The sequence below is a fragment of the Mesorhizobium sp. M0166 genome (assembly GCF_040322255.1).
Classification (GTDB): domain Bacteria; phylum Pseudomonadota; class Alphaproteobacteria; order Rhizobiales; family Rhizobiaceae; genus Mesorhizobium.
The window spans coordinates 121,129-146,049 of the sequence record NZ_JAMYTD010000010.1 but is presented as its reverse complement, the minus strand read 5'-3'; the positions used below and the strand labels follow the sequence as shown (position 1 = coordinate 146,049).

Annotated in this window: 27 protein-coding genes; 11 read left to right on the top strand and 16 right to left on the bottom strand. The window is 62.6% G+C overall.

Annotated features, from left to right (window positions below):
- Positions 1–43 precede the first annotated feature (43 nt).
- Complete coding sequence (hpf, locus tag NKJ46_RS14370; RefSeq protein WP_023675267.1) at positions 44–628, top strand: ribosome hibernation-promoting factor, HPF/YfiA family; 585 nt, start codon at positions 44–46, stop codon at positions 626–628.
- Positions 629–687: 59 nt separating this feature from the next.
- Positions 688–1,152, top strand: a complete 465-nt coding sequence (gene ptsN, locus NKJ46_RS14365) for a PTS IIA-like nitrogen regulatory protein PtsN (protein ID WP_352665638.1) — start codon at positions 688–690, stop codon at positions 1,150–1,152.
- Positions 1,153–1,250: 98 nt separating this feature from the next.
- Here the strand turns inward: ptsN and NKJ46_RS14360 are convergent, their stop codons facing one another.
- Both NKJ46_RS14360 and NKJ46_RS14355 read right to left on the bottom strand, forming a co-directional pair.
- Complete coding sequence (locus NKJ46_RS14360; protein ID WP_023675269.1) at positions 1,251–1,508, bottom strand: BQ00720 family protein; 258 nt, start codon at positions 1,506–1,508, stop codon at positions 1,251–1,253.
- A 63-nt stretch (positions 1,509–1,571) separates the two neighbouring features.
- A complete protein-coding gene (locus NKJ46_RS14355) occupies positions 1,572–1,997 on the bottom strand; it encodes an Hsp20 family protein (protein WP_023675270.1) in 426 nt (141 codons plus the stop codon).
- Between the two features lie 144 nt (positions 1,998–2,141).
- Between NKJ46_RS14355 and NKJ46_RS14350 the strand changes: the two genes are divergently transcribed.
- Positions 2,142–3,083, top strand: a complete 942-nt coding sequence (locus tag NKJ46_RS14350; RefSeq protein WP_352665637.1) for a nucleoside hydrolase — start codon at positions 2,142–2,144, stop codon at positions 3,081–3,083.
- A 489-nt stretch (positions 3,084–3,572) separates the two neighbouring features.
- On the opposite strand, the gene NKJ46_RS14345 is transcribed toward NKJ46_RS14350, so the two are convergent.
- From NKJ46_RS14345 to NKJ46_RS14325, 5 genes are all read right to left on the bottom strand, one after another.
- On the bottom strand, positions 3,573–3,941 hold the full coding sequence (locus NKJ46_RS14345) for a hypothetical protein (RefSeq protein WP_352665636.1): 369 nt from the start codon (positions 3,939–3,941) through the stop codon (positions 3,573–3,575).
- A gap of 52 nt (positions 3,942–3,993) precedes the next feature.
- On the bottom strand, positions 3,994–4,608 hold the full coding sequence (locus tag NKJ46_RS14340; protein WP_023675274.1) for a LysE family translocator: 615 nt from the start codon (positions 4,606–4,608) through the stop codon (positions 3,994–3,996).
- Between the two features lie 104 nt (positions 4,609–4,712).
- Entirely contained in the window at positions 4,713–6,173 is a 1,461-nt protein-coding gene (locus NKJ46_RS14335) for an amidase (protein WP_352665635.1), read from the bottom strand.
- A gap of 6 nt (positions 6,174–6,179) precedes the next feature.
- A complete protein-coding gene (locus NKJ46_RS14330) occupies positions 6,180–7,088 on the bottom strand; it encodes a ribokinase (protein WP_352665634.1) in 909 nt (302 codons plus the stop codon).
- Positions 7,089–7,202: 114 nt separating this feature from the next.
- Positions 7,203–8,093, bottom strand: coding sequence for a methylated-DNA--[protein]-cysteine S-methyltransferase (locus NKJ46_RS14325; RefSeq protein WP_031211349.1), 891 nt, complete (start codon positions 8,091–8,093; stop codon positions 7,203–7,205).
- Between the two features lie 115 nt (positions 8,094–8,208).
- Between NKJ46_RS14325 and NKJ46_RS14320 the strand changes: the two genes are divergently transcribed.
- A complete protein-coding gene (locus tag NKJ46_RS14320) occupies positions 8,209–9,024 on the top strand; it encodes a class I SAM-dependent methyltransferase (protein WP_352665633.1) in 816 nt (271 codons plus the stop codon).
- 9 nt (positions 9,025–9,033) lie between these two features.
- Here the strand turns inward: NKJ46_RS14320 and NKJ46_RS14315 are convergent, their stop codons facing one another.
- A complete protein-coding gene (locus NKJ46_RS14315; protein WP_352665632.1) occupies positions 9,034–9,528 on the bottom strand; it encodes a DUF2244 domain-containing protein in 495 nt (164 codons plus the stop codon).
- A gap of 22 nt (positions 9,529–9,550) precedes the next feature.
- Here NKJ46_RS14315 and nth point away from each other — a divergent pair, with 22 nt between their 5' ends.
- Complete coding sequence (gene nth / locus NKJ46_RS14310; protein WP_352665631.1) at positions 9,551–10,372, top strand: endonuclease III; 822 nt, start codon at positions 9,551–9,553, stop codon at positions 10,370–10,372.
- 34 nt (positions 10,373–10,406) lie between these two features.
- Here nth and NKJ46_RS14305 read toward each other — a convergent pair whose 3' ends face one another.
- From NKJ46_RS14305 to NKJ46_RS14290, 4 genes are all read right to left on the bottom strand, one after another.
- Entirely contained in the window at positions 10,407–11,918 is a 1,512-nt protein-coding gene (locus tag NKJ46_RS14305) for a tripartite tricarboxylate transporter permease (protein ID WP_352665630.1), read from the bottom strand.
- Positions 11,919–11,927: 9 nt separating this feature from the next.
- Positions 11,928–12,395: a tripartite tricarboxylate transporter TctB family protein gene (locus NKJ46_RS14300; protein ID WP_352665629.1), complete on the bottom strand. Its 468-nt coding sequence runs from the start codon at positions 12,393–12,395 to the stop codon at positions 11,928–11,930.
- A gap of 79 nt (positions 12,396–12,474) precedes the next feature.
- A complete protein-coding gene (locus tag NKJ46_RS14295) occupies positions 12,475–13,410 on the bottom strand; it encodes a tripartite tricarboxylate transporter substrate-binding protein (RefSeq protein ID WP_352665628.1) in 936 nt (311 codons plus the stop codon).
- 223 nt (positions 13,411–13,633) lie between these two features.
- Positions 13,634–14,089, bottom strand: a complete 456-nt coding sequence (locus tag NKJ46_RS14290) for a DUF2214 family protein (RefSeq protein WP_352665627.1) — start codon at positions 14,087–14,089, stop codon at positions 13,634–13,636.
- Positions 14,090–14,316: 227 nt separating this feature from the next.
- On the opposite strand from NKJ46_RS14290, the gene NKJ46_RS14285 reads away from it, so the two are divergent.
- From NKJ46_RS14285 to NKJ46_RS14260, 6 genes are all read left to right on the top strand, one after another.
- Complete coding sequence (locus tag NKJ46_RS14285; protein ID WP_352665626.1) at positions 14,317–14,856, top strand: GNAT family N-acetyltransferase; 540 nt, start codon at positions 14,317–14,319, stop codon at positions 14,854–14,856.
- 207 nt (positions 14,857–15,063) lie between these two features.
- Positions 15,064–16,041: a Bug family tripartite tricarboxylate transporter substrate binding protein gene (locus tag NKJ46_RS14280; protein ID WP_352665625.1), complete on the top strand. Its 978-nt coding sequence runs from the start codon at positions 15,064–15,066 to the stop codon at positions 16,039–16,041.
- Between the two features lie 155 nt (positions 16,042–16,196).
- Positions 16,197–16,730: a tripartite tricarboxylate transporter TctB family protein gene (locus NKJ46_RS14275; protein WP_352665624.1), complete on the top strand. Its 534-nt coding sequence runs from the start codon at positions 16,197–16,199 to the stop codon at positions 16,728–16,730.
- 4 nt (positions 16,731–16,734) lie between these two features.
- Positions 16,735–18,258: a tripartite tricarboxylate transporter permease gene (locus NKJ46_RS14270; RefSeq protein ID WP_352665623.1), complete on the top strand. Its 1,524-nt coding sequence runs from the start codon at positions 16,735–16,737 to the stop codon at positions 18,256–18,258.
- Between the two features lie 15 nt (positions 18,259–18,273).
- Positions 18,274–19,458 (top strand): CaiB/BaiF CoA transferase family protein, encoded by a 1,185-nt coding sequence (locus tag NKJ46_RS14265; RefSeq protein WP_352665622.1) that lies wholly within the window; start codon positions 18,274–18,276, stop codon positions 19,456–19,458.
- A 19-nt stretch (positions 19,459–19,477) separates the two neighbouring features.
- A complete protein-coding gene (locus NKJ46_RS14260) occupies positions 19,478–20,329 on the top strand; it encodes a citryl-CoA lyase (protein WP_352665621.1) in 852 nt (283 codons plus the stop codon).
- Positions 20,330–20,404: 75 nt separating this feature from the next.
- Here the strand turns inward: NKJ46_RS14260 and NKJ46_RS14255 are convergent, their stop codons facing one another.
- The 4 genes from NKJ46_RS14255 to NKJ46_RS14240 all read right to left on the bottom strand — a co-directional run bounded on the left by NKJ46_RS14255 (position 20,405) and on the right by NKJ46_RS14240 (position 24,895).
- Complete coding sequence (locus NKJ46_RS14255; RefSeq protein ID WP_352665620.1) at positions 20,405–20,914, bottom strand: NUDIX hydrolase; 510 nt, start codon at positions 20,912–20,914, stop codon at positions 20,405–20,407.
- 129 nt (positions 20,915–21,043) lie between these two features.
- Positions 21,044–21,310, bottom strand: a complete 267-nt coding sequence (locus tag NKJ46_RS14250; protein WP_352665619.1) for a hypothetical protein — start codon at positions 21,308–21,310, stop codon at positions 21,044–21,046.
- Between the two features lie 160 nt (positions 21,311–21,470).
- Complete coding sequence (locus NKJ46_RS14245) at positions 21,471–22,163, bottom strand: response regulator transcription factor (RefSeq protein WP_352665618.1); 693 nt, start codon at positions 22,161–22,163, stop codon at positions 21,471–21,473.
- Positions 22,160–24,895 carry a DUF4118 domain-containing protein gene (locus tag NKJ46_RS14240; protein WP_352665617.1) on the bottom strand — a complete coding sequence of 912 codons (2,736 nt, stop codon included), beginning with the start codon at positions 24,893–24,895 and terminating at the stop codon, positions 22,160–22,162. Before NKJ46_RS14240 ends, NKJ46_RS14245 begins: the two co-directional genes overlap by 4 nt.
- Between the last annotated feature and the right edge of the window lie 26 nt (positions 24,896–24,921).

Sequence of the window (24,921 nt, the reverse complement as noted above, 5' to 3'; positions counted from 1 at the left end):
CTCGGGACAGTTTGAAGCCTGAGCAAGGAAGGTCAGTTTTCAGATGACACTGCGCATATCGGGAAAACACATGGATATCGGCGATGCGTTCCGTACGCGCATCAACGACCGTGTCGGGGAAGTGATCGGGAAATATTTCGATCGGGGCTTTTCAGGGCAAATCGTAGTCGTCAAATCGGGGTCGCGCTACACGGCCGATTGCATGATCCGGCTGGACTCCGGTGCTTCGCTGCAGGCGACCGGCGATGCCCAGGATCCAACGCTTGCCTTCGATACCGCGGCAGACCGTCTGGAAACGCGCCTCAGGCGCTACAAGCGCCGGCTGAAGTCGCACAATTCAGGCAATAGCAACGGCGAGCTCACCGACGTCGCCTATACGGTGATGGCGCCGCTTGCCGACGACGAGGAGGACATACCGGAGAATTTCGCGCCGGCCATCGTCGCCGAATCGACCATGACGCTGCGGACCATGTCGGTGGCGTCAGCGGTGATCGAACTCGATACCAAGGACAGCCCGGTCCTGGTCTTCCGCAATGCCGGAAACGACCATCTCAACATCGTCTATCGCCGGCCGGACGGGAATATTGGCTGGATCGACCCGTCCACGGCCAAGGTCGCGCAGGGGTAAAGACCAGCCGCACGCGAGCGTGGGGACTGGCGACGGCAGGCGAACAAGGGATTTCAAGCATGGATCTGAGCGATCTCGTCAGCGTTCCGGCAATCATGCCGGCGTTGAAGGCGAACTCCAAAAAGCAATTGCTGCAACTGCTGTCCGAAAGGGCGGCGGCGATTTCTGGCATTCCGGAGCGAGAGGTGTTCGACACCATCCTGCAACGCGAGCGGCTCGGCTCGACCGGCGTCGGCAACGGCATCGCCATTCCACACGGCAAGCTGGCCGGGGTGAAGCGGATCGCCGGCGTTTTTGCCCGGCTGGAGACACCGGTGGACTTCGAAGCCCTCGATGATCAGCCGGTCGACCTGGTGTTTCTGCTTTTGGCCCCCGAAGGTGCCGGCGCCGACCATCTCAAGGCGCTGTCGCGCATCGCGCGGGTGCTGCGCGACAACGACACGGTCGCCAAGATCAGGGGCACGCGCGACGCCGTGGCCATCCATGCGCTGCTGTCAGACACGCAGGCCTCGCACGCCGCCTGAGGTTTTGATTAAGACTAAATCCGTTGAAGGGCCGCCGTGAGCGGCCCTGTGCGTTTCCAACCAGATCGCTGCGCCGTATTTGTCAGTGGATGGCGCCGTTAGTGGATGGCGACCGGGGTCAGGTCGTTTTCCAGCGCGCCAGCCAGTGCCCGGTCGCGAGCGTCCGAAAGCAGGATCGGCTGGCCATTGGCGGCAAACAGGGCCCACAGTTCCAGCCCGGGGGCGATTTCGCCGAGACCCGGGAACCGGCCGCGCAGATCGTCGCTCGACACTTTCCTGAGATAGGCGACTGAACCTTCGCCGAGATGGGCGAATTCGCCGCTGGTCATGATGATATTTTCGTTAGTTCTGGTCATTTCAAGCCTCCTTGCCGCGAGACGCCGCTCAAGGCCATCCCGCATGAGAGCTATCGGCAAAAATCAGTCTTTCACCGATATGTTTATTTTTCGTACCAGCCGTTCGGATTCCGGCCGATCGAGATCGATCGACAGAAGGCCGTTCTTCAATTCCGCCGCAATCACCCGCATGCCGTCGGCCAGCACGAAACAGCGCTGGAACTGGCGCGCGGCGATGCCGCGGTGGAGAAATTCGCGCTCGGTGTCGTCGTTCTGACGGCCGCGCACGACCAACTGGTTCTCCTCCGTTGTGACATCGAGATCGCTTTCCGCGAAACCGGCGACGGCGAGCGTGATACGCAGCCTTTCGGTTTTGCCGTCGGCACCGCTGAGGCGCTCGATGTTGTAGGGAGGATAGCTGTCACCGGACTTTGCCAGGCGCTCCAGCGTCTTTTCCATGGAATCGAAACCGAGGAGAAGCGGGCTGGAAAAAGGCGTCATTCGGCTCATGTTACAGTGTCCTCTTAAGAGCGACATAAAGTGGAAAAACCCGGATGGCATTTTTCCCGATGGTCTTGATATGGTCCGTCGCCCGGCAGACTTCAAGCCGTCACTCGTCCCGCCCAAAAAGACTTGCCAAAACAAGGAATTGAAATGCCCCAATCCCGCAGGATCATCATCGACACTGACCCCGGCCAGGACGATGCCGTCGCCATATTGCTGGCGCTCGGCAGCACCGAGCTGGAGATCGTCGGCATCACCGCGGTGGCCGGCAACGTGCCGCTGAAACTTACCGAAAAAAACGCCCGCAAGATCTGTGAGCTGGCCGGCCGGCCGGACGTCAAGGTCTATGCAGGCGCCATCCGGCCGCTGGCGCGCGAATTGGTCACCGCCGAAGAAGTGCATGGCAAGACCGGCCTCAACGGACCGCAACTGCCCGAACCAAAGATGAAGCTGCAGGACGAGTATGCGGTCGATTTCATCGTCGAGACGCTGATGAGAGAGGAGAGCGGCACAATCACGCTGTGCGCGCTCGGGCCGCTCACCAACATTGCGCTGGCGCTGATCCGCGAGCCGAAAATCGCGCCGCGCATCAAGGAGATCGTGCTGATGGGCGGCGGCTTCTTCGAGGGCGGCAATGTCACGCCGACCGCCGAATTCAACATCTATGTCGACCCGCATGCCGCCGATGTCGTGTTCAAATCCGGTATTCCAATCGTGATGATGCCGCTCGATGTCACCCACAAGGCGCTGACCACCGCCAAGCGCACGAAGGCCTTCCGCAAGCTCGGCACCAGGGTCGGCACGGCCACCGCGGACATGCTGGAATTCTTCGAACGTTTCGACGAGGAGAAATACGGCACCGATGGCGGCCCGCTGCACGATCCTTGCGTCATCGCCTACCTATTGAAGCCAAAGCTGTTCAAGGGCCGCAACTGCAATGTCAGCGTGGAAACCGCCTCGGAGCTCACCATGGGCATGACGGTGATCGACTGGTGGGGGGTGACCAAGCGGCCGAAGAACGCCATGGTGATGCGTGACATCGACCATGATGCGTTTTTCGAGCTGTTGCTGGAGAGGCTGGGGCGGCTTTAGGGCCGCTCAGTCGTTGAGCAAGCGGTAGGTGTTGGTGCCGTCCTGGCGATGTTGTTGTTCGATAGAGACTCCCGATCCGATCATGTGGGGTGTTTCCACCTCACCATCGACAAATATCCGAGCGTTGCCGTCATGGAGGCGGACTTCATATCTATAATAAAGTCCATGGCCGACGGAACCCTTCGGATTTAGAGGCAGTGTCGCAACATCTTCGACGGTACCTCCTACGAGTTGTGTGCCCGTGATCGGACTGTTCTGTCTTGTTACAATCGGCACAGCGATCGCGAGAGCGAGCGCGCACAAGATTGGGATGCCAACAACTCTGTCGCGAAATTCTTCCCGAAGCAAAAGAATGCGGGTTCTAAGAGAAAGATTTGTCAGCCCCATACTTTAGAGTTGAGTAGCGTAGGGGCTTTGTTCAAGAGCGATTCCCCGAAAAAGCCTCGTCACTCGCTTCACCTTGAAAACAGCTTATCGATCGATCGTCGTTCAATTTGCAAACCGGTAAAAGACGAAGCCATTGTCGCGCGTTACGCGCTCGATGCCGACGCGCGAGCCGATCAGATGCGGGAGGTCGTCGTCGATGAAAACAGATGAACCGTCTTCCACGACCAGCATATAGACACTCTGGTCTTTGCCCCAATGGGCACTTTTGACGGTTGCGTCGATTGGGTCCACGGAGCGGATCGGGCTGGCGTCATTCGCCCACTTGTGCGGATCCAAGGCAAACACGGCCACAAACAAAGCACCGATCAGGATCACGCCAAACGCGTTCCTTTTCAAATCCGCGTAAGTCCACGGCATAGACATGAATCCCCAGCTGTTGATCCATGTAGTGGCCTGAAGGCCGACTTTCAATCGGCCTTCCTATTCCAGGATGTTGCTGTTGGCGTCGCCGGGCTCGCGGCTGTTACTTTGCCTTGGAAAACGCCAGCCACAGGCCGCCGCCGACCAGGAAGCTGCCGCTGATCCGTGAAAGCAGCTTGACGCGGCCGGCCGACAGCAGGCGTCCGGCGCGGCCGGCGGCCAGCGCATAGGTCGAATCCGACACTGCGGCGAAGATCATGGCGGTGAGACCCATGACGCCGATCTGTAATGCGTAATTGCCTTCAGGCGCGATGAACTGCGGAAAGAAGGCGCCAAAGAACACCAGCGTCTTTGGATTGCTGATCGCCACCAGCAGCCCCTGCAAGAAGAAGCCGCCACGCGGCTTTTTTGCCGATCCGTCGGCGTTAAGCTTGCCTTTCGAGCGGAACATCTGCACGCCCATCCAGATCAGATAGGCGGCGCCGATCAGCCGGACCCATTCGAACCAGTGGCCCATGCCCGCGATCAGCGAAGTCAATCCGATGCCGACGATGGCGATCATGATGGCCAGTCCGGCCTGGGTGCCGGCGACATTGGCGAGGCCGGCGCGCGAGCCGTGGCGGATGCTGTTGGCGATGATCAGCGTCACCGTCGGCCCCGGCACCAGGATGATGACGATGCAGGCGACGACATAGGTGGCGTAGAGTTCCAGCGACATTTTTTCCCTCCGCAGAATGCCGCTCGTGCGGCGCGCTGTCGCGATCAATGCATGGCGATGAGTTGCGTGCAAGTCGGCGAGGCGCCGACAATGCGGAGCTGATGTCAGCAGGCGCCGGCCTGCCATGGCAGCGTTGCCTCATAGGCGGCAGCCGCCCTCAGCACGCAGAGGTCACCGCGCGGCCGCCCGATCAATTGCATGCCCATTGGCCTGCCGCTGGCGTCGAAGCCCGCCGGTACGTTGACCGCCGTGCAGCCGCCCAGCGTGGCGAACGCTGAGACCTGCATCCAGCGATGATAGCTGTCCATGGCACGCCCAGCCACTTCCCTTGGCCAGTGGGTGACGACATCGAAGGGAAAGACCTGTGCGGCTGGCAGCGCAATCAGATCGAAACGCTCGAAGAGCGACAGCAGCACTCGATGCCAGGACGAGCGCCTCACCGTGGCGGCATGGATCTGCGGCGCGGTGAGGCGCAGTGCATGTTCCACCTCCCAAACAGCCTCCGGCTTCAGCAGACTGCGTTTCAAGGGATCATCGTAATGCGCCTTGAGGGCACAACCGCTGCTCGCCTGGCGAAGCGTCACAAAGGCCTGCCACAGCACTTCGAAGTCGAATTCCGGCATCAGTGGCTCGGCCTCGAAGGATACATCCGCGAACCGGCCGAGTGCTGCCTCGCAAAGCTGTAGAATGCCTGCTTCAACCGGCAGATGGCCTTCGAGATCGCCGAGCCAGGCGATACGCCCGCTGGCCGCCGGTGCTTCCAGCCCTTCGAGGAACGAGCCTGGCTTATCATGCGACAGCGGCGCGCGAGGATGATAGCCGGCCTGCACGTCGAGCAGCAGCGCCATGTCGCGCACGTTACGGCCCATCGGCCCTTCGACGCCCATCTGCGCATGAAACACATCAAGGTCAGGGCCAGCCGGCACCAATCCCTGCGACGGGCGGAAGCCATAGACATTGTTGTAGGCAGCGGGATTGCGCAGCGAACCGCCGAAATCGCTGCCATCCGCAACAGGAACCATGTCGAGCGCCAGCGCGACCGCCGCGCCGCCGCTCGAGCCGCCGGCGGTCAGCGCCGGGTCGAATGCGTTGAGCGTCTGTCCGAACACGGTGTTGTAGGTGTTGGAGCCGAGCCCGAATTCGGGAACGTTGGTCTTGCCGATGATGATGGCACCGGCCTTGCGGACGCGCTCGACGAAGAAATCGTCTTCCTCAGGCATGAAATCGGCGAAGATCGGCGAGCCGAAGGTGGTTCTCAAGCCTTTTGTCAGCGCAAGATCCTTAATCGCGATCGGCAGGCCGAACAGCGATCCGATGCCTCCTCCTCGCGCCAGATGGGCGTCAGCGCTGTTGGCCTCGCGCAGGATGTCGGCACGCTCACGCAATGAAACGATAGCGTTGACCAGCGGGTTCACTGCCTCGATCCTGTCGAGAAATGCCGCGACCACTTCGCGCACCGAAAGCTGCCGGCGCCTGATCTTCTCGGCAAGCTCCACGGCAGACAGGCGGCAGATGTCGCCGGCGGGCGGCACCGCATGCTTCGTGGTCGGGCGCACGGCTGTCATCCCGCTTTAGCCTGCAGATTTCTGCAAGGCAGCATCGACGTCCCTGGCCAGCGGGATCGCCGGTTGTGCACCGGCTTTCAGGCAGGCCAGCGAACCGGCTGCGGCAGCGCGGGCAAGCGCCTGGTCGAGCGGCAGGCCGGCTGCCAGCCCGGCAGCAAAATAGCCGCAGAACGTGTCGCCGGCGCCGACCGTGTCGAGCGGGGTGATCTGCAGCGCCGGAACCATCAGCAGATCGTCCGGCGTTGCCGCCAGAACGCCGTCCGGGCCAAGCGTGACGACGATGGTACGGCCGGTTCTCGCGGCATAGTCGCGCATCCGTGCCGGGCGGTCGCGGCCGCTCAACGACAGCGCCTCGCCATAGAGGTCGAACTCGGTTTCGTTGGCGACGAGATAGTCGGCCTTGCCGAGGAAGCCGGCCGCGTCGCTATGGAAAGGGGCGGTGTTGAGCACGGTGACCGCGCCGGCGGTCCTTGCCGCGTCAAGCGCCGTCTCGACCGTTTGCAGCGGGACTTCCAACTGCAACAGCACGACATCGCCGTTTTTCAGGAAAGCTTTGGAAAGGTCACCCGGCACGACCGAATCATTGGCGCCCGGCACAACGGCGATCACGTTCTCGCCGTCGGCGCCGACCATGATCAACGCGGTACCGGTCGAGGCAAAGGTCTCGCCAACGCCGGACAGGTCGATCTTGCCGTCGCGCAGCAGCGCCAGAGCGTCGCTGGCGAAGCTGTCCTTGCCGACGGCGCCGACCATGCGCACCTTGGCGCCGGCGCGGGCGGCGGCCAGCGCCTGGTTGGCGCCTTTGCCGCCGGGGGCAGTGGCGAAACCGGAGCCGCGCACCGTCTCGCCGGGACCGGGCAAGCGGTCGACACTGGCGATGAGGTCGAGATTGATGGAGCCGATGACGACGATCAAGAAGTGCCTCCCGCTAGCGCATATCACTCTAATTGCGCGGGAAGCTACTCCGTAAGATGGCTGCTTGTCACCCTAGCGGTCCTTGCATCGCTCCTGTCGTTCCATTTGTTGGCTTCAAGAGACCTGTCCCGCCTCCCAGCCGAGGATCGCGCGTTTGCGGGTCAGGCCCCAATGGTAGCCGGTGAGCGCGCCGGACTTGCCGAGAGCCCGGTGGCACGGCACGACGAAGGACATCGGATTGGCACCAACCGCGGCACCGACAGCCCGGCTGGCGCTCGGTGCGCCGATGCGCGCGGCGATCGAGGAATAGGTGCAGGCCTGGCCCATTGGAATGCGCAGCAAGGCCTCCCAGACACGGACCTGGAAGTCTGTGCCGATCATGACAACGCGCAGCGGCTGGTCGGCGCGCCACAGCGACGGATCGAAGATGCGCGCGGCATAGGGCGCCGTTGCCGCCATGTCCTCGACATAGGTCGCATTCGGCCAGCGGCTGGACATGTCGGCAAAGGCCGCACGCTCGCCGCCGGGATCGTTGAAGGCGAGGCCGGCAAGGCCGCGGTCCGTCACCATGATCAGCGCGATGCCGAAGGGCGAGATATGATAGCCGTAGCGGATGGTGAGCCCTGCGCCTCGGGTCTTGTAATCGCCCGGCGACATCGCTTCGTGGGTGACGAACAGATCGTGCAGCCGGCCTGGGCCGGACATGCCGAGCTCGAACGAGGTTTCAAGCAGGGGCATGCCGGCATCGAGCAGTTTGCGCGCATGATCGAGGGTGACAGCCTGCAGAAAAGCCTTGGGCGACAGGCCGGCCCAGCGGGTGAACAGCTTCTGCAGGCCGGTCGGCGTCTCGCCGACCTCCTCGGCCAGCACTTCCAACGAAGGCTGGTCGCGATAATCGAGGCTGATCTTTTCGATGGCACGGCGGACGATTTCGTAGTCTCCACCTTCAGGCGTGATGTCTTTCTGAAGGATTGCTGTCGTTTTGAGAGGCATTTGGGCGTTCATGGCAGTATCTCCTTGAGTGCGAATATCGTCCTTCGCGGCTCCGATCACCACCCGAAACTTGCTTTCCCGCGGCATGTACCCAGATAGAGCTGGGCTTTGAATGGGGAGGACGGTCGTGGCTGGTGAAAAAGTAAACCTGACCGGGGCAAAGGAGACTTTGCTTTTGACACTTTACGGCAAGGCGCTGGAGAGCCGGCTGCCCAATTCGCTGCTCAGGGACTACTTTGCCGACGAGGCGGTGCGCAACATCGACTATGATTTCTCACGGCTCAAGGTCGACAACAATCTCGGCATCGGTCTAGCAATCAGGGCAAAGACGCTGGACGTCTGCGTTCAGGACTTTGTCGCCCGAAATCCTGACGCCATCGTACTGCATCTGGGGTGTGGGCTCGATACGCGCATATTCCGTATCGACCCGCCAGCCGGCGTGGACTGGTTCGACGTCGACTATCCCGAAGTCATCGAGCTCAGGCGCAAGCTCTATCCCGTGCGGGATCACTACCACCTGATCGCTTCGTCGGTCACCGAACCGGGATGGCTGAACGAAGTGCCTCGGGATCGCCCGGCCATAGTCGTGGCGGAAGGCCTGACTCCCTACCTGGGTGTCAAGGAGGGGCAGCAACTGTTTTCTCGTTTGGTGGGACATCTTTCAAGCGGCGAACTGGTTTTCGATGCCTATAGTCGCCTGGGCCTGAAGATCATTCGCCTCAATTCCTCCTTCCGCGCCACCGGCGCCGAGGTCCATTGGAGCATCGAGAACCCGCATGAATTGGAGCGAGCCGTTCCAAAGCTGCGGTTCGTCGAGGACATCCCTGCCTATAAGCCGGAACATGCCGCTCGCATGCGCTGGTTCGCGAAACTGTTTGTTCGCCTTTGGAAATACATTCCGGCATTGCGCAAGATCGGCAGGCTGTTGCGCTATCGGTTCTGAAACGCTGGCTCAGCGCGCCTTGGCGGTCGCCAGAGCGCGCGAAAATGCGGTGGCAAAACTTTCGCGGTCGTCGGGGTTGAGGAAGCCGCCGATCGAGACGGTTTTTCCTTGCGCCTCGACCGCCATTCTGGTGATGCCGATCTCGGTGTGGCGGGCGACCGAAAAGCGCGCCCAGAACGGATTGAAGCGGTGTGCTTCCGATTTGCCTGACGGGGCAGTCTTGCGGATGTCGAGGCTGGTGCGCGACACCGATACCTCCTCGCGAGCCCGGGCGGCACGATAATTGGCGCGGAAGGCGATGTAGACGGCGATCACGTCGAGGCCGAAGAAGCCGAACACCGGCCAGGCGCCGCGCACCAGAAAAAAAGCTCCGGTCACCAGCCACCCGAACAGCAGCGCGCCCATCAGTATGGCAAAGCCGGTCTTGCCCAGCGACCGGTGCGGTGTCAGCAGCGCCTGGAAGAATGGCTCGTCGGCCTGAAATGAGGCGTTTGTGTCGCTCATTGCAGAATATTATAGGAAGGCAATGACAAGCCCCAAGCCCAAAAACTCATCCGCGCTCAAAAAAGATCCGTTGCCCGGCCGCCGTGACGGCTCGAACGCCAAGCCGCGTCAACGGCCCGCAAGATCCCGGGCGCTTTACAGCGCGGCCGAGGTGCATGAGATTTTCCGGCGCTTTTCCGTTCAGCGGCCAGAGCCGAAAGGCGAGCTTGAACATATCAACGCCTTCACGCTGCTGGTGGCGGTGGTGCTTTCGGCGCAGGCGACGGACGCCGGCGTCAACAAGGCGACGCGGGCGCTGTTCAAAATTGCCGACACGCCGCAAAAGATGCTTGCGCTGGGCGAGGCCAGGCTCGGCGACTATATCCGCACCATCGGGCTATGGCGCAACAAGGCCAAGAATGTCATCGCGCTGTCTGAGGCGCTGATCCGCGACCATGGCGGCGAGGTGCCTGAGGATCGCGATCAGCTGGTCGAGCTGCCAGGTGTCGGGCGCAAGACCGCCAATGTCGTGCTGAACGTGGCCTTCGGGCAGCACACGATGGCGGTCGACACGCACATCTTCCGCATCGGCAACAGGCTCGGGCTGGCGCCGGGCAAGACGCCGGAACAGGTCGAGCAAGGTTTCCTGAAGATCATTCCAGATGAATATATGCGGCATGCACATCATTGGCTGATCCTGCACGGCCGCTATATCTGCAAGGCGCGCAAGCCGGATTGCCCGGCCTGCGTCATCGCCGATATTTGCAAGGCCAAGGAAAAGACGACCAGCGTGCCTGCACCGCTGGTCGAGATCGCGCCGCTTGGGCCAGTAGAAGCGGCTACCGAATCAGTGCCCGCCAAGTGACTCTGAAGTTCCTCCTATGTGGCTCCGTCCATATTCAGGAACTCTCCTCGACGAACACCTCCTCGCGCTTCTTCCTGACCGCGGGGAGAAACACGATGACGAGCACGGCAAGCGCGATGAGGAGCAGGCTGGCGCTGATCGGCCGCGTTACGAAGGTACTCGGATCGCCGCGCGAGAGGATCATGGCGCGGCGCAGGTTTTCCTCGAGCAGCGGGCCGAGCACGAAGCCGAGCAGCAGCGGCGCAGGTTCGCAGCGCAGCTTGGTCAGGAGGTAGCCGGGCAAGCCGAAGAAGGCGACGGCATAGAGGTCGTAGACGTTGGTGTTGACGCTGTAAACGCCGATCGAGCAGAACGCCATGATGATCGGGAAGAGCACGTAGTAGGGGATGGTAAGAAGTTTCACCCAAAGCCCGATCAGCGGCAGGTTCAAGATGATCAGCATCAGATTGCCGATCCACATCGAGGTGATGATACCCCAAAACAGCGCAGGCTGTTCGATGGCGACATTGGGGCCGGGCACGATGCCCTGGATGATCATCGCGCCGATCATCAGTGCCATTACCGGGTTGGCTGGAATGCCGAGCGTCAGCATCGGGATGAAGGAGGTTTGGGCGCCGGCATTGTTGGCCGATTCCGGCCCGGCGACGCCTTCGATGGCGCCCTTGCCGAATTCCCCGGGATTTTTCGAGACACGTTTTTCGACGGTGTAGGAGGCAAAAGCGGCAAGGATCGCGCCGCCTCCCGGCAGGATGCCGAGCGCCGAACCGATGATTGTACCGCGCACGATGGGAGCCGCCATGCGCCGAAAATCTTCGCGGGTCGGCATAAGGCCGGAGATCTTTCGGATCAACACGGAACGCTCATGCTCGTTTTCGAGGTTGCGCAGTATCTCGGCGACGCCGAAGACGCCGACCGCCACTGCGACGAAATTCAGCCCGTCGGCATATTCGCGGATACCGAGCGTGAAGCGGGGCGTACCGGTGTAGATATCGGTGCCGACAAGTCCCAGCAGCAGGCCGAGCACGACCATGGCCAGCGCCTTGACGATCGAGCCGTGGGCGAGCGCGACGGACGAGACCAGGCCGACGATCATCAGCGAAAAATACTCGGCCGCGCCGAATCTCAGCGCTATCGCCGTCAGCGGTGGGGCAAAGATGGCGACGAGGAAGGTCGACACCGTGCCGGCAAAGAAGGAGCCTATCGCCGCGGTCGCCAGGGCTGCTCCGGCGCGGCCGTTCCGGGCCATCTGATAGCCGTCGATTGCGGTGACGGCCGACGAGGATTCGCCGGGCATGTTGATGAGAATGGCGGTGGTCGAGCCGCCATACTGCGCGCCGTAATAGATACCGGCGAGCATGATGAGAGAGGAAACCGGGTCGCCGATCTGGAAGGTGATCGGCAACAGCATGGCGATGGTTGCGGTGGCGCCGATGCCGGGCAGGACGCCAATCAGCGTGCCGAGAAGAACGCCGATCAGGCAGAAACCGAGATTTACCAAAGATGTGGCCGTCGAAAAGCCGAGTGCGAGGTTGTTGAGGAGTTCCATTTCATCTCCTCACAACGACAGTAGCAACCACGGGCCGAAACGCCGAAACGGCAGGCCGAGTGCGTAGCTGAAGACGACGAATGCGAACAGCGTCAGGCCGGCTGACAGCACGAATGCAGTCAGCGGCTTCATACGGCCGCTACCGAAAGATGCGATCAGCGACGTCAGGAAGATCGACGGGATGAAGCCGAGGCCGCGCACCGTCAGGCCGAAGAAGATCGGAGCGGGCAGGATGAACAGCATGCCGCGCCACGCAATGTAACCGATCGGCTCGCTCTCAAAACGCACCGCTTGGACGAGGATGGCGGCGCCAAGCAGGATCAGCACGATCGCCAGCACCAGCGGGAAATAGCCCGGCCCCATGCGAAAGGCGGTGCCGATTTCCAGGCTCAGCGACTGCAGCGCGAAAAAGGCGCCAATAAAGATCAACACCGCGGCGCATATGCCGTTGGTTCTGTCGATTGCGAAAGGTTTCATGGCATCCTCCCGGCCCGCCTCACGGGCGTGCCGATGCCGGTGTAAAAAACGGGGCGCTGGCGGCGCCCCGTTAAAACCTTTAGTCGGCGTACTGGCCGGCCGCTTCGATGATCGGCTTCCAGCGTGCGATCTCACTTTCCAGCTTGGCCTTGAGCGCGGCCGGCGTGGCATCGGCCTCGGGCGACGGCTTGGTGCCGAGTTCGGCAAATCGGGCGGCGACGTTCTGGTCCTTCAGCGCCACCTGCAGCGATTTCGACAGGCGTTCGGTGATCTCGGCCGGCGTGCCCTTGGGTGCATAGATGCCGTGCCAGATGCCGACCTGCACCTGGGGAAGGCCGGCTTCTATCGTCGTCGGCACGTCCGGCAGCACGTCTAGCCGTTGCGGCGAGGTTACGGCATAAGCCTTGATCGTGCCGCCCTGGATCTGCTTGGTGGTATTGGTCGTCTGGTCGCACATGATATCGACCTGGCCGCCGAGAAGATCGGTCATGGCCGGGCCGGTGCCCTTGTAGGGCACGGTGACGAGCGGCGTGCCGATGGCGCTCATGAACAGCATGCCGCACAGATGCGAGGCCGCGCCTATTCCGGCATTGGCGACGGTGACGGTGTCCTTGTTGGCCTTGGCGTAGTCGACCAGTCCCTTCAGATCGGTCGGGTCGAGGTCCTTGCGGGCGACAATGGTCATCGGCACCTCGGTGACGAGGCCGACATATTCGAACGCGTTCAGCGTGTCGTAGGCGAGATTCCTATATAGCGTCGCACTGGTCGCCATGCCGATGTGGTGGAGGAGCAGCGTGTAGCCGTCAGGCTCGGCATTCGCGACGCGGCCCGCGCCGAGCGTGCCGCCGGCGCCGCCGACATTCTCGACGATGACCTGCTGGCCGAGATCTTTCGACATAGCTTCCGCGACAAGACGCGTGACGGTGTCGGTCGGGCCGCCGGCCGAAAACGGCACGACAATGGTGATGGTGCGTTCGGGGTAGGTCTGCGCGCCAGCGGCCGACGGGTAAATCATGGCGGCCGCAGCGACAGCCAGCCGGCGATGAATTTTCGCATCGTGTTTCCTCCCAGGATATGAATGCCAACCGCTGCGCGGATTCCTCTAAAACCAACTGTAGATGGAGCAATAACTAGCGCAACCCGACAAATGACAATCGGGCTCAAACGGCAAACTGCACGTCTGTCCGCCCAAATGAGTGGGAAGGTTGGGCCGTCCGATGCCCTTCCTCCAACCTATTCTAATAGCCGTAGCCGCGCGCCATCGCCGCCGCGAACAGCGGGATCAATAGGAAGATCAATGCCTCGGTGCGGACATAGGTGCGAACGGACGCCAGCTCCGCCGCAGGCACCTGGAAGCTTGGACTGACGCTTGCCTGCCTGTTCCAGGACAGGAAACGGATGGTCGGGATAATCGACAACAGGCCGACAATGGCGAAAGCGGCCATCTTTGCCCAGAACATCCAATTGTAGACGTAGAATTCCCACCCTTTCAGACCATAGACGACGCGGCCGATGCCAACGACGATGATCAGCATGGCAATGATGCCGTAGTGGCGGTCGATGCCGACGAGCCGCTTCAGCGTCGCGGCGGACAAGTCGCTGCGGATCAGGACGAATTCGGCGCCGATGATGCCTGCCAGCGAAAACACCAGCAGATGATGGAAGATGGCAAGCACAAGGTCGGTCGTGTCCATGCTGTTTTCCCTCTGTCGGACGGCAGCGCCGAAACCCAACGCGCCTGAACCAATACTGGAGAAAAACTAACACCGCCTGGCAGGATGCACATCAGCCTGGAAGATGATCTGCACAGCCTTGGCTCTTGTTTTTCGCAACGGATTTGGATTTCCCGTCTCGTGCGTGTCGCTGTCCCCACTTTTGGAAGACCTGCATTAGGCACCGGCAACACAACCGAGACATGACCATGGCCAGTCCGCAGACAATTGTCGCTCCAGTGATTGAAACCTCGCGCACGGTCCTGCGGCCGCACCGGTTTGACGATTTCGACGCCTATGTCGCCATGTGGGCCGATCCCGTTGTCACCCGCTTTATCGGCGGCAAGCCGCGCACGCGGGAGGAAAGCTGGATGCGCTTCCTACGCCACGCCGGCCTGTGGTCGCTTCTGGGCTACGGCTTCTGGGCGATCGAGGAAAAGGCGACCGGCCGCTTCATCGGCGAGGCCGGCTTTCACGATCTGAAACGCGACATGACGCCGTCGCTCGAGGGCATTCCGGAGGCCGGCTGGGCTCTGGTTTCGGGCGCGCATGGCCACGGGTTGGCCAGCGAAGTCGTCGCACGGGTGCTTGCCTGGGGCGACGAGATGTTCGGCGCCGCGAAGACCGTCTGCATCATCGATCCGGAAAACACCGGATCGCTGAACGTCGCGGCAAAATGTGGTTATGGCGAAGTGCTGCGAACCGTCTACCAAGGCAAGCCGACCATCCTGCTGGAGCGCCAACCCTGACGGATGCTGTTTGGCACTGCCTGCCACGTCGTCGTCGGGCATCGAGTTCGCCTGCCTGAAAATCGCACAGGCCGATTGTGCCGCATGCGGAGTGTTCTGTCTTTGACAGGAAGACGCAAACTCTGCATGAATTTTATCGAGCGGGTCTGAAGTCAGGCCACGTTTCTGGCAGGCACCGGAGGAGGTGTCGCGATTTGGAGGAATCCCATGCTGAACAAACGCCGATTCTTGATGAGCACCGCGGCAGCAGGTGCTGCCGGACTCGCGGCATCGCATTTTATCCCCGCCTTCGCGCAGGACGCGCCGCAGCTGCAGATTTTCGTGCCGGCGGCGCCGGGCGGCGGCTGGGACCAGACGGCGCGCGCCATGGACCAGGTGCTGCGCAGCGAAAAACTGATCTCCGGCTCGCAGATCACCAATGTCGGCGGTGCGGGCGGCACTGTCGGCCTGCCGCAGTTCGTCAACCAGTGGAAAGGCAAGGGCAATGCGCTGATGGTGGCCGGCATGGTCATGGTTGGCGCCATCATCGCCAACAAGGCGGCCAACAACCTTACCGAAGTCACGCCGATCGCCCGCCTCACCGGCGAGTTCGAGGCGCTTGTGGTGCCGGCCGCCTCGCCGTTCAAGACGGCCGCGGACTTTGTCGCTGCCCTCAAGGCTGACCCGACGCAGGTTCCGGTCGCTGGCGGTTCGGCCGGCGGCTCGGACCACATCTTGTTCGGCCTCATCGCCAAGACCGTCGGTGTTCCGGCTACCAATCTCTCCTATGTGCCGTTTGCCGGCGGCGGCGAGGCGCTTTCGGCGCTGCTCGGCAACCAGGTCGCGGCCGGCATCTCCGGCTATGGCGAGTTCGCCGAACAGATCAAGGCGGGTGCGCTGCGGCTGCTGGCCATCTCCGCCGACAAACGCCAGGAGGGGATCGATGCGCCGACGATGAAGGAAGCCGGCATCGATGTCGAGCTGTTCAATTGGCGCGGCGTCTTCGCACCGCCCGGCGTCTCGGACGCTGACAAGGCAGCAATGATCAAGCTGATCGAGACCATGGCCAAGAGCGACGCCTGGGCCACCGAATGCAAGAACCGCAACTGGACGCAGATCCTGCTCACCGGTGACGATTATGCGAAATTCGTCGCCGAAGACACGGCCCGCATCGGGACGATCCTCAAGGACCTCGGCCTGGCGTGATGCTCTCGGCAAGGGGCGGCCTGCGCCAACCCTTGCCGACTTTCGCCAGCCGCATGGACATAAGCTCCGCCGGAGGTGAAACTACGCCGAGATCGGCCGAGTGAGACCGGTCCAAGGAGAACCGGCCCCAAGGGACCGACATTGGGAGGACGATGATGAGCACCAGCGACCAGCAGGCGCCGCCGCGCCTTGCAGTGCCCGAACTGCTGATCGGCGTCGGGCTCCTCGCCTGTGCGGGTGCGGTTGCCTGGCAGACGCTGGCAATCCCGGTGTCGCCGCTCTATTCCAAGGTCGGTCCGACCGTCTTTCCCTACATCACCATGACCGGGATGGCGATCCTGTCGCTGCTGCTCATCATTGCCGCCTTGCGGGGCGGCTGGCAGCCGGACGACGAAAAGGAGACGCCGACCGACTGGAAGGCGATGGGCATCGTCGCCCTCGGACTGATCGCCAACCTCGTGCTGATCCAGCCGCTCGGCTTTACCGCGGCATCTGTCATCATGTTCGTTCTCATCTGCCACGGTTTCGGCAGCCGGCGTCCGCTGCGTGATGTGCTGCTCGGGCTGATCCTGGCGCTGGCCGCCTATTTCGGCTTCGCCAGAGCGCTCGGCGTCAATATCGGCGCCGGCTTCATCGAAAACCAGCTGAACGCGATCGTCGATTCGGTCGTCGCCATGCTGAGGGGCTGACGCCATGGAAACGCTCGGCCATCTCGCGCACGGATTTTCGGTCGCCTTCTCACCGATCAATCTCATATGGTGCCTGGTCGGCACCACGCTGGGGACTGCGATCGGCGTGCTGCCCGGCCTCGGGCCGGCACTGACCATCGCGCTGCTGTTGCCGATCACCTATCAAGTGGCGCCGGAGGCATCCTTCATCCTGTTTGCCGGCATCTACTACGGCGCCATGTATGGCGGCTCGACGACATCGATCCTGCTCAACACGCCTGGCGAAAGCGCCACCATCGTCACCGCGCTCGAGGGCAACAGGATGGCCCGCTCCGGCCGCGGCGGCGCGGCTCTGGCGACCTCGGCGATCGGCTCCTTCGTCGCCGGCACGCTAGGCACGATCGGCGTTGCCTTTCTGGCGCCGATCGTCGTCAAATTCGCGCTGGCCTTCGGCCCGGCCGAATATTTCTCGCTGATGGTGCTGGCCTTCATCACGGTTTCGGCGGTGCTCGGCTCGTCGTCGGTGCGCGGCCTGACCAGCCTGTTCGTCGGCTTCGTCGTCGGCATGATAGGCGTCGATCTGCAGACGGGGCAGCCGCGCTTCACCTTCGGCATGAGCGAATTGTTGGACGGCGTCGACGTCATCGTCGTCGCGGTTGGCCTGTTCGCCGTTGGCGAGACGCTTTACATGGCCTCGCGCCGCTATGCCGGCAAGGACGACATCGTGCCGTTGAAAGGGTCGCTCTACATGACCGCGGCCGAATGGTCGCGTTCGTGGAGGCCATGGCTGCGCGGCGCCCTGATCGGCTTCCCGATCGGCGCCATGCCGGCCGGCGGCGCCGAAATCCCGACCTTCCTGTCCTATGCGATCGAGAAGAAACTCTCCAGACACAAGGAGGAGTTCGGCACGGTCGGCGCCATCGAGGGCGTTGCCGGGCCGGAAGCGGCCAATAATGCATCCGCCGCCGGCGTGCTGGTGCCGATGCTGACGCTCGGGCTGCCGACCTCGGCGACGGCCGCGATCATGCTGTCGGCATTTCAGAGCTACGGCATCAATCCGGGGCCGCTGCTTTTGACGACGCAGGCCGACCTGGTGTGGGGGCTGATCGCCAGCTTGTTCATCGCCAATGTCATCCTCGTCGTCCTGAACCTGCCGCTGATCGGGCTTTGGGTGCGATTGCTGAAGATCCCGGCGCCGCAGCTCTATGCCGGCATTCTGGTGTTTGCCACGGTCGGCACCTACGGCATCTCGCAATCGCCGATCGACCTCGTCATCCTCTATCTGCTCGGTGCCGCCGGTTTCCTGATGCGGCGTTTCGATTTCCCGACCGCGCCGGTCATCATCGGCATGATTCTCGGGCCGCTTGCCGAAACGCAGTTCCGCCGCGCGATGACCATCTCCAACGGCGATTGGACGGTGTTCTACAAGCATCCGCTGTCGCTGACGCTGCTGACGCTGGCCTTCATCGGGCTGGTCGGACCGCATATCTGGGCCTACATCGAGCACAGGCGCGTGCGCGGACCGGAGCACGTGCCGGGCGATGCCTGAGCTGTTCGTGACGTCATGACAGACCTGCTTTCCGGCATCCGCATCCTTGACCTGACCAATGTGCTGGCCGGCCCCTATTGCGCCTACCAGCTGGCGTTGCTCGGGGCCGACATCATCAAGGTCGAGACGCCGCAAGGCGGCGATCTGGCGCGCCAGCTCGGCGCCTCTCCGGAGCTCAACCGGGCGGGCATGGGCGCTTCGTTCCTGGCGCAGAATGCCGGCAAACGCTCGGTGGCGCTCGATCTCAAGCAGGAGGCCGACCGCGAACGCTTCCTCGATCTGGTCGCTTCGGCCGACGCGCTGGTCGAGAATTTCCGGCCCGGCGTAATGGACCGGCTGGGGCTTGGCCATGCCAGGCTGAAAGAGGTCCGGCCAAGCCTTGTCTATTGTGCGATATCGGGCTTCGGCCAGACCGGGCCGATGCGCGACAATCCAGCCTACGACCAGATCATCCAGGGTCTTTCCGGCATTATGAGCATCACCGGTACACCGGAAACGGCGCCGCTGCGTGTCGGCTATCCCGTCGCCGATACGCTTGGCGGGCTGGTCGGGGCGTTCGCCATTACCGCCGCGCTGGTCAGGCAGAAGACGACAGGCGAGGGCGCGTTCCTCGACGTCTCGATGCTCGAATGCACGCTTTCTGCGCTCGGCTGGCCGGTGTCGAACTATCTGACGGCGGATATCGAGCCGCAGCCGATGGGCAATGAAAACATGACGGCCGCACCGTCTGGCGCGTTTCGCACCGGCGACGGCTTGCTCAACATCGCCGCCAACAAGCAGGAGCAGTTCGTCGCGCTCTGCCGATTGATCGGCCGGCCGGAGCTGGCCTCGGATGTCCGCTTTGCCGAGCGCGAAACGCGCAAGCAGAACCGCATCGCCTTGAAGGCGCTGATCGAGGACGCCCTGGCGAGCGGCTCTGCCGCCGCCTGGGAGGAGACGTTCAATCGCGCCGGCGTGCCGGCAGGCCGGGTGCTGACGATCCCGCAGGTACTGCAGGAGCGACAGGTGATCGAGCGCGGCATGACGGCGCGCTTCCAGGCTGTGTCCGGGATGGACCGGCCGCTAACCGTGGTGCGAGGCGGCTTCATGGTTGATGGCGAGGCACCCTTGCCGAGCAGGCCGCCGCCGAAGCTCGGCGAGCATATGGACGAGGTTTTTGCCGGCCTGCCGCCACGCGCCAAGAAAAGAGCGAAGGCATGAGCGGCACGGAAAAGAAGGCATGAGCGACACGGAGAACAAGACTGGCCGTGCGCGCGGCGAGGAATGGTGGCAGACCGGCATCATAGAGATGCGCCCCGGCGTCATCCGGCTGCGCGGCTATGAAATCCAGGATCTGATAGGCCGCGTCAGCTTTCCGGCAATGATCTGGCTGATGCTGCGCGGCGAACTGCCGAGCGAGGAGCAGGCGGCGCTGCTTGGCATCGCGCTGGGTGCTGCCGTCGACCATGGGCCGCAGGCGCCGTCGATCGCCATCGCCCGCATGGCGATAACCTGCGGCGTCGGCATCAACAGCGCCATGGCCTCTGCCATCAACGTGCTTGGCGATGTGCATGGCGGCGCCGGCGAACAGGCGCTTTCCTTCTACGGCGACATCGCCGCCGAACTGGACGCCGGCGTGCCCCTCACGGACGCCGTGTCACTGCGGGTTGATCATTTCCTTGCTGGGGAAGACGGTTATGTGCCGGGGCTCGGCCATCGCTTCCACCCGGTCGACCCGCGGGCGCCCCGCCTCATCGAGCTGACCCGCGACTTTGCCGCGCGCGGCGTCGTCAGCGGGCGCTTCGCCGACATCGCCGAGAGGGTCGAGGCCGAGGTTGCGCGGCGCAAGCGCAAAAAAATCCCGCTCAATATCGATGGTGCCACGGCCGTCATCTACGGCGAGCTCGGCTTCCCGCCGCCTTTGACGCGAGGCCTTTTCGTGCTGTCGCGCTCGGTCGGCATCCTCGCCCATGCATGGGAACAGTCGCAGGAAAGCGACCGCAACAAGGGGCCGCTGCCGCGCGAATGGCTGTGGGCCTATACCGGCACGCCGGCGCGGCCTCTGGCCGAGGAAGACGATGGCAATCAGTGAGGCATTGGTCCAAGAGACGGCGGCGGGCGCTGGAACCAATTCCATCCCGACACAGCCGGGGCGGGGCTCCATCTTCTATTGGGCGTGATCTTTTCCGAGAACCGGATTCTGCTTTTCGGGATTATGCTCCACCTCGGGAATCCCGATGTTCCTCACCAGCGTTGAAAGATCCGGCTCGTCGATCAGCAATGCCGCGTCGGTCGGCGTCAGCCATGCCCGCTGCCGTCTCTTGGCTTCCTGCCAATTGGCAAGTTCCTCGGTTACCTCAAGCAAATAGACGACGACGTCGACGCGAACGAAGCGGTTCGTCAGCCGCTTCCAGTAGTGGTAGGTGCCGGCCGGCTGTTTCAGTGTTTTGCCGAGAACACCGGCTTCTTCCTGTGCTTCGATGGTGGCTGCCTTGCGGCCGCTCTTGCCCTTCATCGGCCAGCCCTTCGGTACGATGAAGCGCCTCGTCGTTCGCGATGTGACCAGCATGACCTCGACATCGCCGTGCTCGTTCAGCCGAAAGGGAATCGCCGCGACCTGACGAACCCCGTCGCCCTTCCTTGTCTTGCGTACGACCTTCTTCTTGCTGGCTGCCATTCGATAATCCAGTCGAGGCGGTGCCCAGACGGCAAGGGCAGCGTTGCAAAGTCTACCGCTTTCAAGGGGCGCAAGCGGAGCGGCTTCCCCAGTATATAAGTCGGCTAAATAAATGAAAGGGCCCGGTCGTCAGCGGCAGGTGCTGACAAAGCCGCTCCCCGACGGCAGCAACTGGCAAGTTGGCCTCATCTGCGGCACCTCCGGCCGTTGCGGTATTGGGATTTGGCGATCCTGGGCACGGTACTGCTGTTGCTGCTGCTGGTATTGCTGCCGCCGCAGCCTGTTCTCCAACATCTGCAACTGGTCTTGCTGGATCAACACGTTGCGGTCGGCCGGACTGACGACCTGTGCCGATGCAGCCGGATTTACGCCCGACAGCATCGCCGCAGTCAGCATTGCCGACCCAAAAGACTGCAATAGGCGAAGCCGTGGCAATCGATCATTCCCGCACAAAACCAATCTTCCCTTAATATAGGGCTTTTGTCCGGCGACACCATGGCCGCCGCTGATTTGAAGCGGATTGGAAGAGGCATTTCGGCTTCGGATGCTCGTCGCGTCAATCGACTTCGCGCAGCCGGTATCCGACGCCGGTCTCGGTGGTGATATAGCGGGGCTGGTCGGGCATTTTTTCGATCTTTTGCCTGATCTGCCGGACGTAGACCCTGAGATATTGAACGTCGGTGGAGTCGCCCCAGACCTGCTTCAGCAGGAACTGGTGGGTGAGAACCTTGCCGGCGTGCTGCACCAAGGTGCGAAGAATGTCGTACTCCTTCGGCGAGAGCTTTATCTCCCTGTCCTCGACCTTGACGATGCGCTTCACCAGATCGACCGAGAGGTCGCCGGTTTGGAACACCGGCCTCTCACCCTGCTGCTGGAACTTGTGCCGAAGCGCGACGCGGATGCGTGCGACAAGCTCGTTCATACCGAATGGCTTGGTGACATAGTCATCGGCGCCGAGTTCGAGGGCCGAGACGATGCCGGCCTCATCAGTGCGGCTGGAAAGAATAACCACGGGAATGTCCAGGCCATCATCCCGCCATTTGCGCAGCAGCTCATGCCCGCTCATGCCGGGCAGGCCGAGATCGAGCAGCACAAGGTCCGGTTTTTCCGCCTCCATGAGTTCGATCGCCACCCTGGCGTTCGGCGCCTCGCTGATGGCATAGCCTTGGCTGCCGAGCCCGACGCGAAGCAGTTTTCGGATCGGCGGTTCGTCGTCGACCACCAATATCCTGACGTCCAGGCTCGTCATGCCAGGTGGTCCGTGTGTTGATCGTCTGCAGTGGTTTCACCGAGATCAGGCAGTTCTGCCGGCAGCGGCATCCTGATGGTGAAAACCGCACCGGTACGGTCGGTCCTTTTTGCCGCTGAGATGGTGCCGCCCATCGCTTCGATGAAGCCGCGGCAGATCGATAAGCCGAGCCCTGTGCCGGCACGCACCTGGTCGCCCTTACGTACCCGATAGAATGTATCGAAAACGCGCTCCAGATCGGCTGGCGGAATGCCTGGTCCTTCATCCATGATCTGCAGGATGACGAAGCCATTGTCTAGCCAGCCCTGCAGGCGGATCGTCGAACCTGGCGGCGCGTATTTTGCAGCATTGTCGAGGAGGTTGAACAGCACCTGTTCGAACAGAACGGGGTCGACCCGCAACATCGGCAGATCCGATGGAATATCGATCTCGGTCTTGTGCTCGCCGACGATTTTGCGGGCCCGATGCAGGGCTGAGCCGACAATGTCGCCGACATAGTGGAACGCATAATTCGGCTCCATCGTGCCGGATTCGATTTTGGTCATGTCGAGCAGATTGGCGATGAAGCGGTTCAGCCTCTCCGCTTCATCGAGCACGGTCGACAGCAGGTCCGCCCGGTCCTGCTCGGGAAGTGCGGCCTCGAAGTCCCTGAGCGTTCCGGCCGCTCCCATGACGGCGGCAAGCGGCGTTTTCAGATCGTGTGAAATGGAGGTGAGCAGGGCCGAGCGCAGACGGTCTGCCTCGGCCGCAAGCTTGGCCCGGTCGACATCGGCGACGAGCTGGATGCGCTCGATGGCGACCGCCGCCTGGTCGGCGAGCGCATCGAGCAGACGCTGCTGCTCGGGTGTCAGCAGCGGACCTTGCTTGTCGTTGTCGAGGCCGACGACGCCGACCGCCGTGCGTCCGGTCCGTAAGGGCAGATAGAGGCGTTTTGCGCCCGGCAGCGTGTCGGCGCCGCGTCCGGCGGCGCGGTTATGCTCGCACGCCCAGCGCGCCGCGGCAATGTCTGCCTCGGCCAGCGTGTCGTCGGGTGGATAGCCGGCCTTGACCGCAATCGTGCCGTTCTCCGGCAGAAGCAGCACCACACGCAGCTTCAGCATCGAGGCGATCTGGAAGGCAGTCGCCCAGAGAACGTCGTCGAGCGTGCCCGTTCCTGCCAGTTTCTTGGAGAACAAATAAAGATCCTCGGTAGTGCGGGCGCGGGATTGTGCCGCCACGACCTGGCGCTGCACCCGAGCCGTCAAATTGCTGGCGATGATCGCCACGCAAAAGAAGAAGCCGAGTGCGACGGCACTTTCAGGGTCGCTGATATTCAGCGTGTAGAGCGGATCGAGGAAGAAGAAATTGAAAACCACGGCGCTGAGAACGGAAGCGAATATCGCCGGCCAAAGCCCGGCCGTGACCGCCGACGCCAGCACAGCCATGAGAAAGACGAGAGCGATGTTGCGCACATCCAGCACGCGCGACAGCAATTCGCCGAACAACAGCCCTGCCACAACATAGAAGACGACAATCAGATAGGGCCTGATGTCGAGGCGCGGTGGTTGAGCGGGGGTCAGCCCCCGCGACGGCGCGACTTGCGCCTGGGCGTCGCCGGAGACGACGTGAATGCTGATCTTGCCGGCATCGCGTATCAGGTCATAAGTGACGGAGCCGTCAAACAACTGCCGCCAGCGCGGCTTGCGCGGCTTGCCGGTGATGATGTGGGTGACGTTGTTGGCCGCCGCGTAACGCAGGATGTCGGAAGCGATATCGTGGCCGGGAATAGTGACGGCAACGCCGCCCAATTGTTCAGCAAGTCTAAGCGTCGATGCCAGCCTGTCGCGATCCTGCTCGGACAGGCCGGTTGAGCGTGGCGTCTCGACATAGAGCGCCAGCCACGAGGCGCGCAGCCGCTCTGCCTGGCGGCGGGCATAGCGCACAAGCGACGCGCTGCGCGGATCCTCATCGACCCAGACCAGGACACGCTCGCTGGCCGCCCACGGCCCCGGAATGGCGTGGGCCTGCATATGGTTGAGCAACTGCTCGTCGACACGCTGGGCGGTGCGGCGCAACGCCAGTTCCCTAAGCGCCGTCAGGTTGCCCGGCGAGAAGTAGTTCTCGATGGCGCGCTGGGCGGTGCTGGGGATGTAGACCTTGCCGTCCTCAAGCCGCTTGATCAGGTCGTCGGGGGTGAGGTCGATGATCTCGATGTCGTCGGCCTGGTCGATTATGGAGTCGGGGACAGTTTCCCGCACCCTGACGCGGGTGATCTGCGCCACGACATCGTTCAGGCTCTCGACGTGCTGGATGTTCAGCGTCGTGTAGACATCGATGCCGTGCGTCAGGATTTCCTGGACGTCGAGGTAGCGCTTGGGGTGACGGCTACCTGGCGCGTTCGTATGGGCAAGCTCGTCGACGAGGACGAGCGCCGGGCGCCGGGCGAGGATGGCGTCGAGGTTCATCTCCTCGAGGAGCCGCCCCTTGTAGTCGATCTCAAGGCGAGGAATGACCTCGTAGCCTTCGACCAGCGTCTGCGTCTCTTTGCGGCCGTGCGTCTCGACGATGCCGATCACCACGTCGACCCCGTCGGCCAGCCTGGCGCGGCCCGACATCAGCATCTCGAAGGTCTTGCCGACGCCGGGGGCGGCGCCGAGAAATATCCTCAGGCGACCGCGCTCCTCCCGCTCGGCATGCTCGAGCAGCGCGTCGGGAGAGGGCCTGGTTTCGGCGGTGCGGCTGTCGTCTGGCATAAGGGTCAATCATGAACGGTGCCGGC

Coding starts and splice junctions, on each gene's coding strand:
- hpf (WP_023675267.1), top strand. CDS start 44: ATGACACTGCGCATATCGGGAAAACACATGGATATCGGCGATGCGTTC.
- ptsN (WP_352665638.1), top strand. CDS start 688: ATGGATCTGAGCGATCTCGTCAGCGTTCCGGCAATCATGCCGGCGTTG.
- NKJ46_RS14360 (WP_023675269.1), bottom strand. CDS start 1,508: ATGACCAGAACTAACGAAAATATCATCATGACCAGCGGCGAATTCGCC.
- NKJ46_RS14355 (WP_023675270.1), bottom strand. CDS start 1,997: ATGAGCCGAATGACGCCTTTTTCCAGCCCGCTTCTCCTCGGTTTCGAT.
- NKJ46_RS14350 (WP_352665637.1), top strand. CDS start 2,142: ATGCCCCAATCCCGCAGGATCATCATCGACACTGACCCCGGCCAGGAC.
- NKJ46_RS14340 (WP_023675274.1), bottom strand. CDS start 4,608: ATGTCGCTGGAACTCTACGCCACCTATGTCGTCGCCTGCATCGTCATC.
- NKJ46_RS14335 (WP_352665635.1), bottom strand. CDS start 6,173: ATGACAGCCGTGCGCCCGACCACGAAGCATGCGGTGCCGCCCGCCGGC.
- NKJ46_RS14325 (WP_031211349.1), bottom strand. CDS start 8,093: ATGAACGCCCAAATGCCTCTCAAAACGACAGCAATCCTTCAGAAAGAC.
- NKJ46_RS14315 (WP_352665632.1), bottom strand. CDS start 9,528: ATGAGCGACACAAACGCCTCATTTCAGGCCGACGAGCCATTCTTCCAG.
- nth (WP_352665631.1), top strand. CDS start 9,551: ATGACAAGCCCCAAGCCCAAAAACTCATCCGCGCTCAAAAAAGATCCG.
- NKJ46_RS14305 (WP_352665630.1), bottom strand. CDS start 11,918: ATGGAACTCCTCAACAACCTCGCACTCGGCTTTTCGACGGCCACATCT.
- NKJ46_RS14300 (WP_352665629.1), bottom strand. CDS start 12,395: ATGAAACCTTTCGCAATCGACAGAACCAACGGCATATGCGCCGCGGTG.
- NKJ46_RS14295 (WP_352665628.1), bottom strand. CDS start 13,410: ATGATTTACCCGTCGGCCGCTGGCGCGCAGACCTACCCCGAACGCACC.
- NKJ46_RS14290 (WP_352665627.1), bottom strand. CDS start 14,089: ATGGACACGACCGACCTTGTGCTTGCCATCTTCCATCATCTGCTGGTG.
- NKJ46_RS14285 (WP_352665626.1), top strand. CDS start 14,317: ATGGCCAGTCCGCAGACAATTGTCGCTCCAGTGATTGAAACCTCGCGC.
- NKJ46_RS14280 (WP_352665625.1), top strand. CDS start 15,064: ATGCTGAACAAACGCCGATTCTTGATGAGCACCGCGGCAGCAGGTGCT.
- NKJ46_RS14275 (WP_352665624.1), top strand. CDS start 16,197: ATGAGCACCAGCGACCAGCAGGCGCCGCCGCGCCTTGCAGTGCCCGAA.
- NKJ46_RS14270 (WP_352665623.1), top strand. CDS start 16,735: ATGGAAACGCTCGGCCATCTCGCGCACGGATTTTCGGTCGCCTTCTCA.
- NKJ46_RS14265 (WP_352665622.1), top strand. CDS start 18,274: ATGACAGACCTGCTTTCCGGCATCCGCATCCTTGACCTGACCAATGTG.
- NKJ46_RS14260 (WP_352665621.1), top strand. CDS start 19,478: ATGAGCGACACGGAGAACAAGACTGGCCGTGCGCGCGGCGAGGAATGG.
- NKJ46_RS14255 (WP_352665620.1), bottom strand. CDS start 20,914: ATGGCAGCCAGCAAGAAGAAGGTCGTACGCAAGACAAGGAAGGGCGAC.
- NKJ46_RS14250 (WP_352665619.1), bottom strand. CDS start 21,310: ATGCTGACTGCGGCGATGCTGTCGGGCGTAAATCCGGCTGCATCGGCA.
- NKJ46_RS14245 (WP_352665618.1), bottom strand. CDS start 22,163: ATGACGAGCCTGGACGTCAGGATATTGGTGGTCGACGACGAACCGCCG.
- NKJ46_RS14240 (WP_352665617.1), bottom strand. CDS start 24,895: ATGCCAGACGACAGCCGCACCGCCGAAACCAGGCCCTCTCCCGACGCG.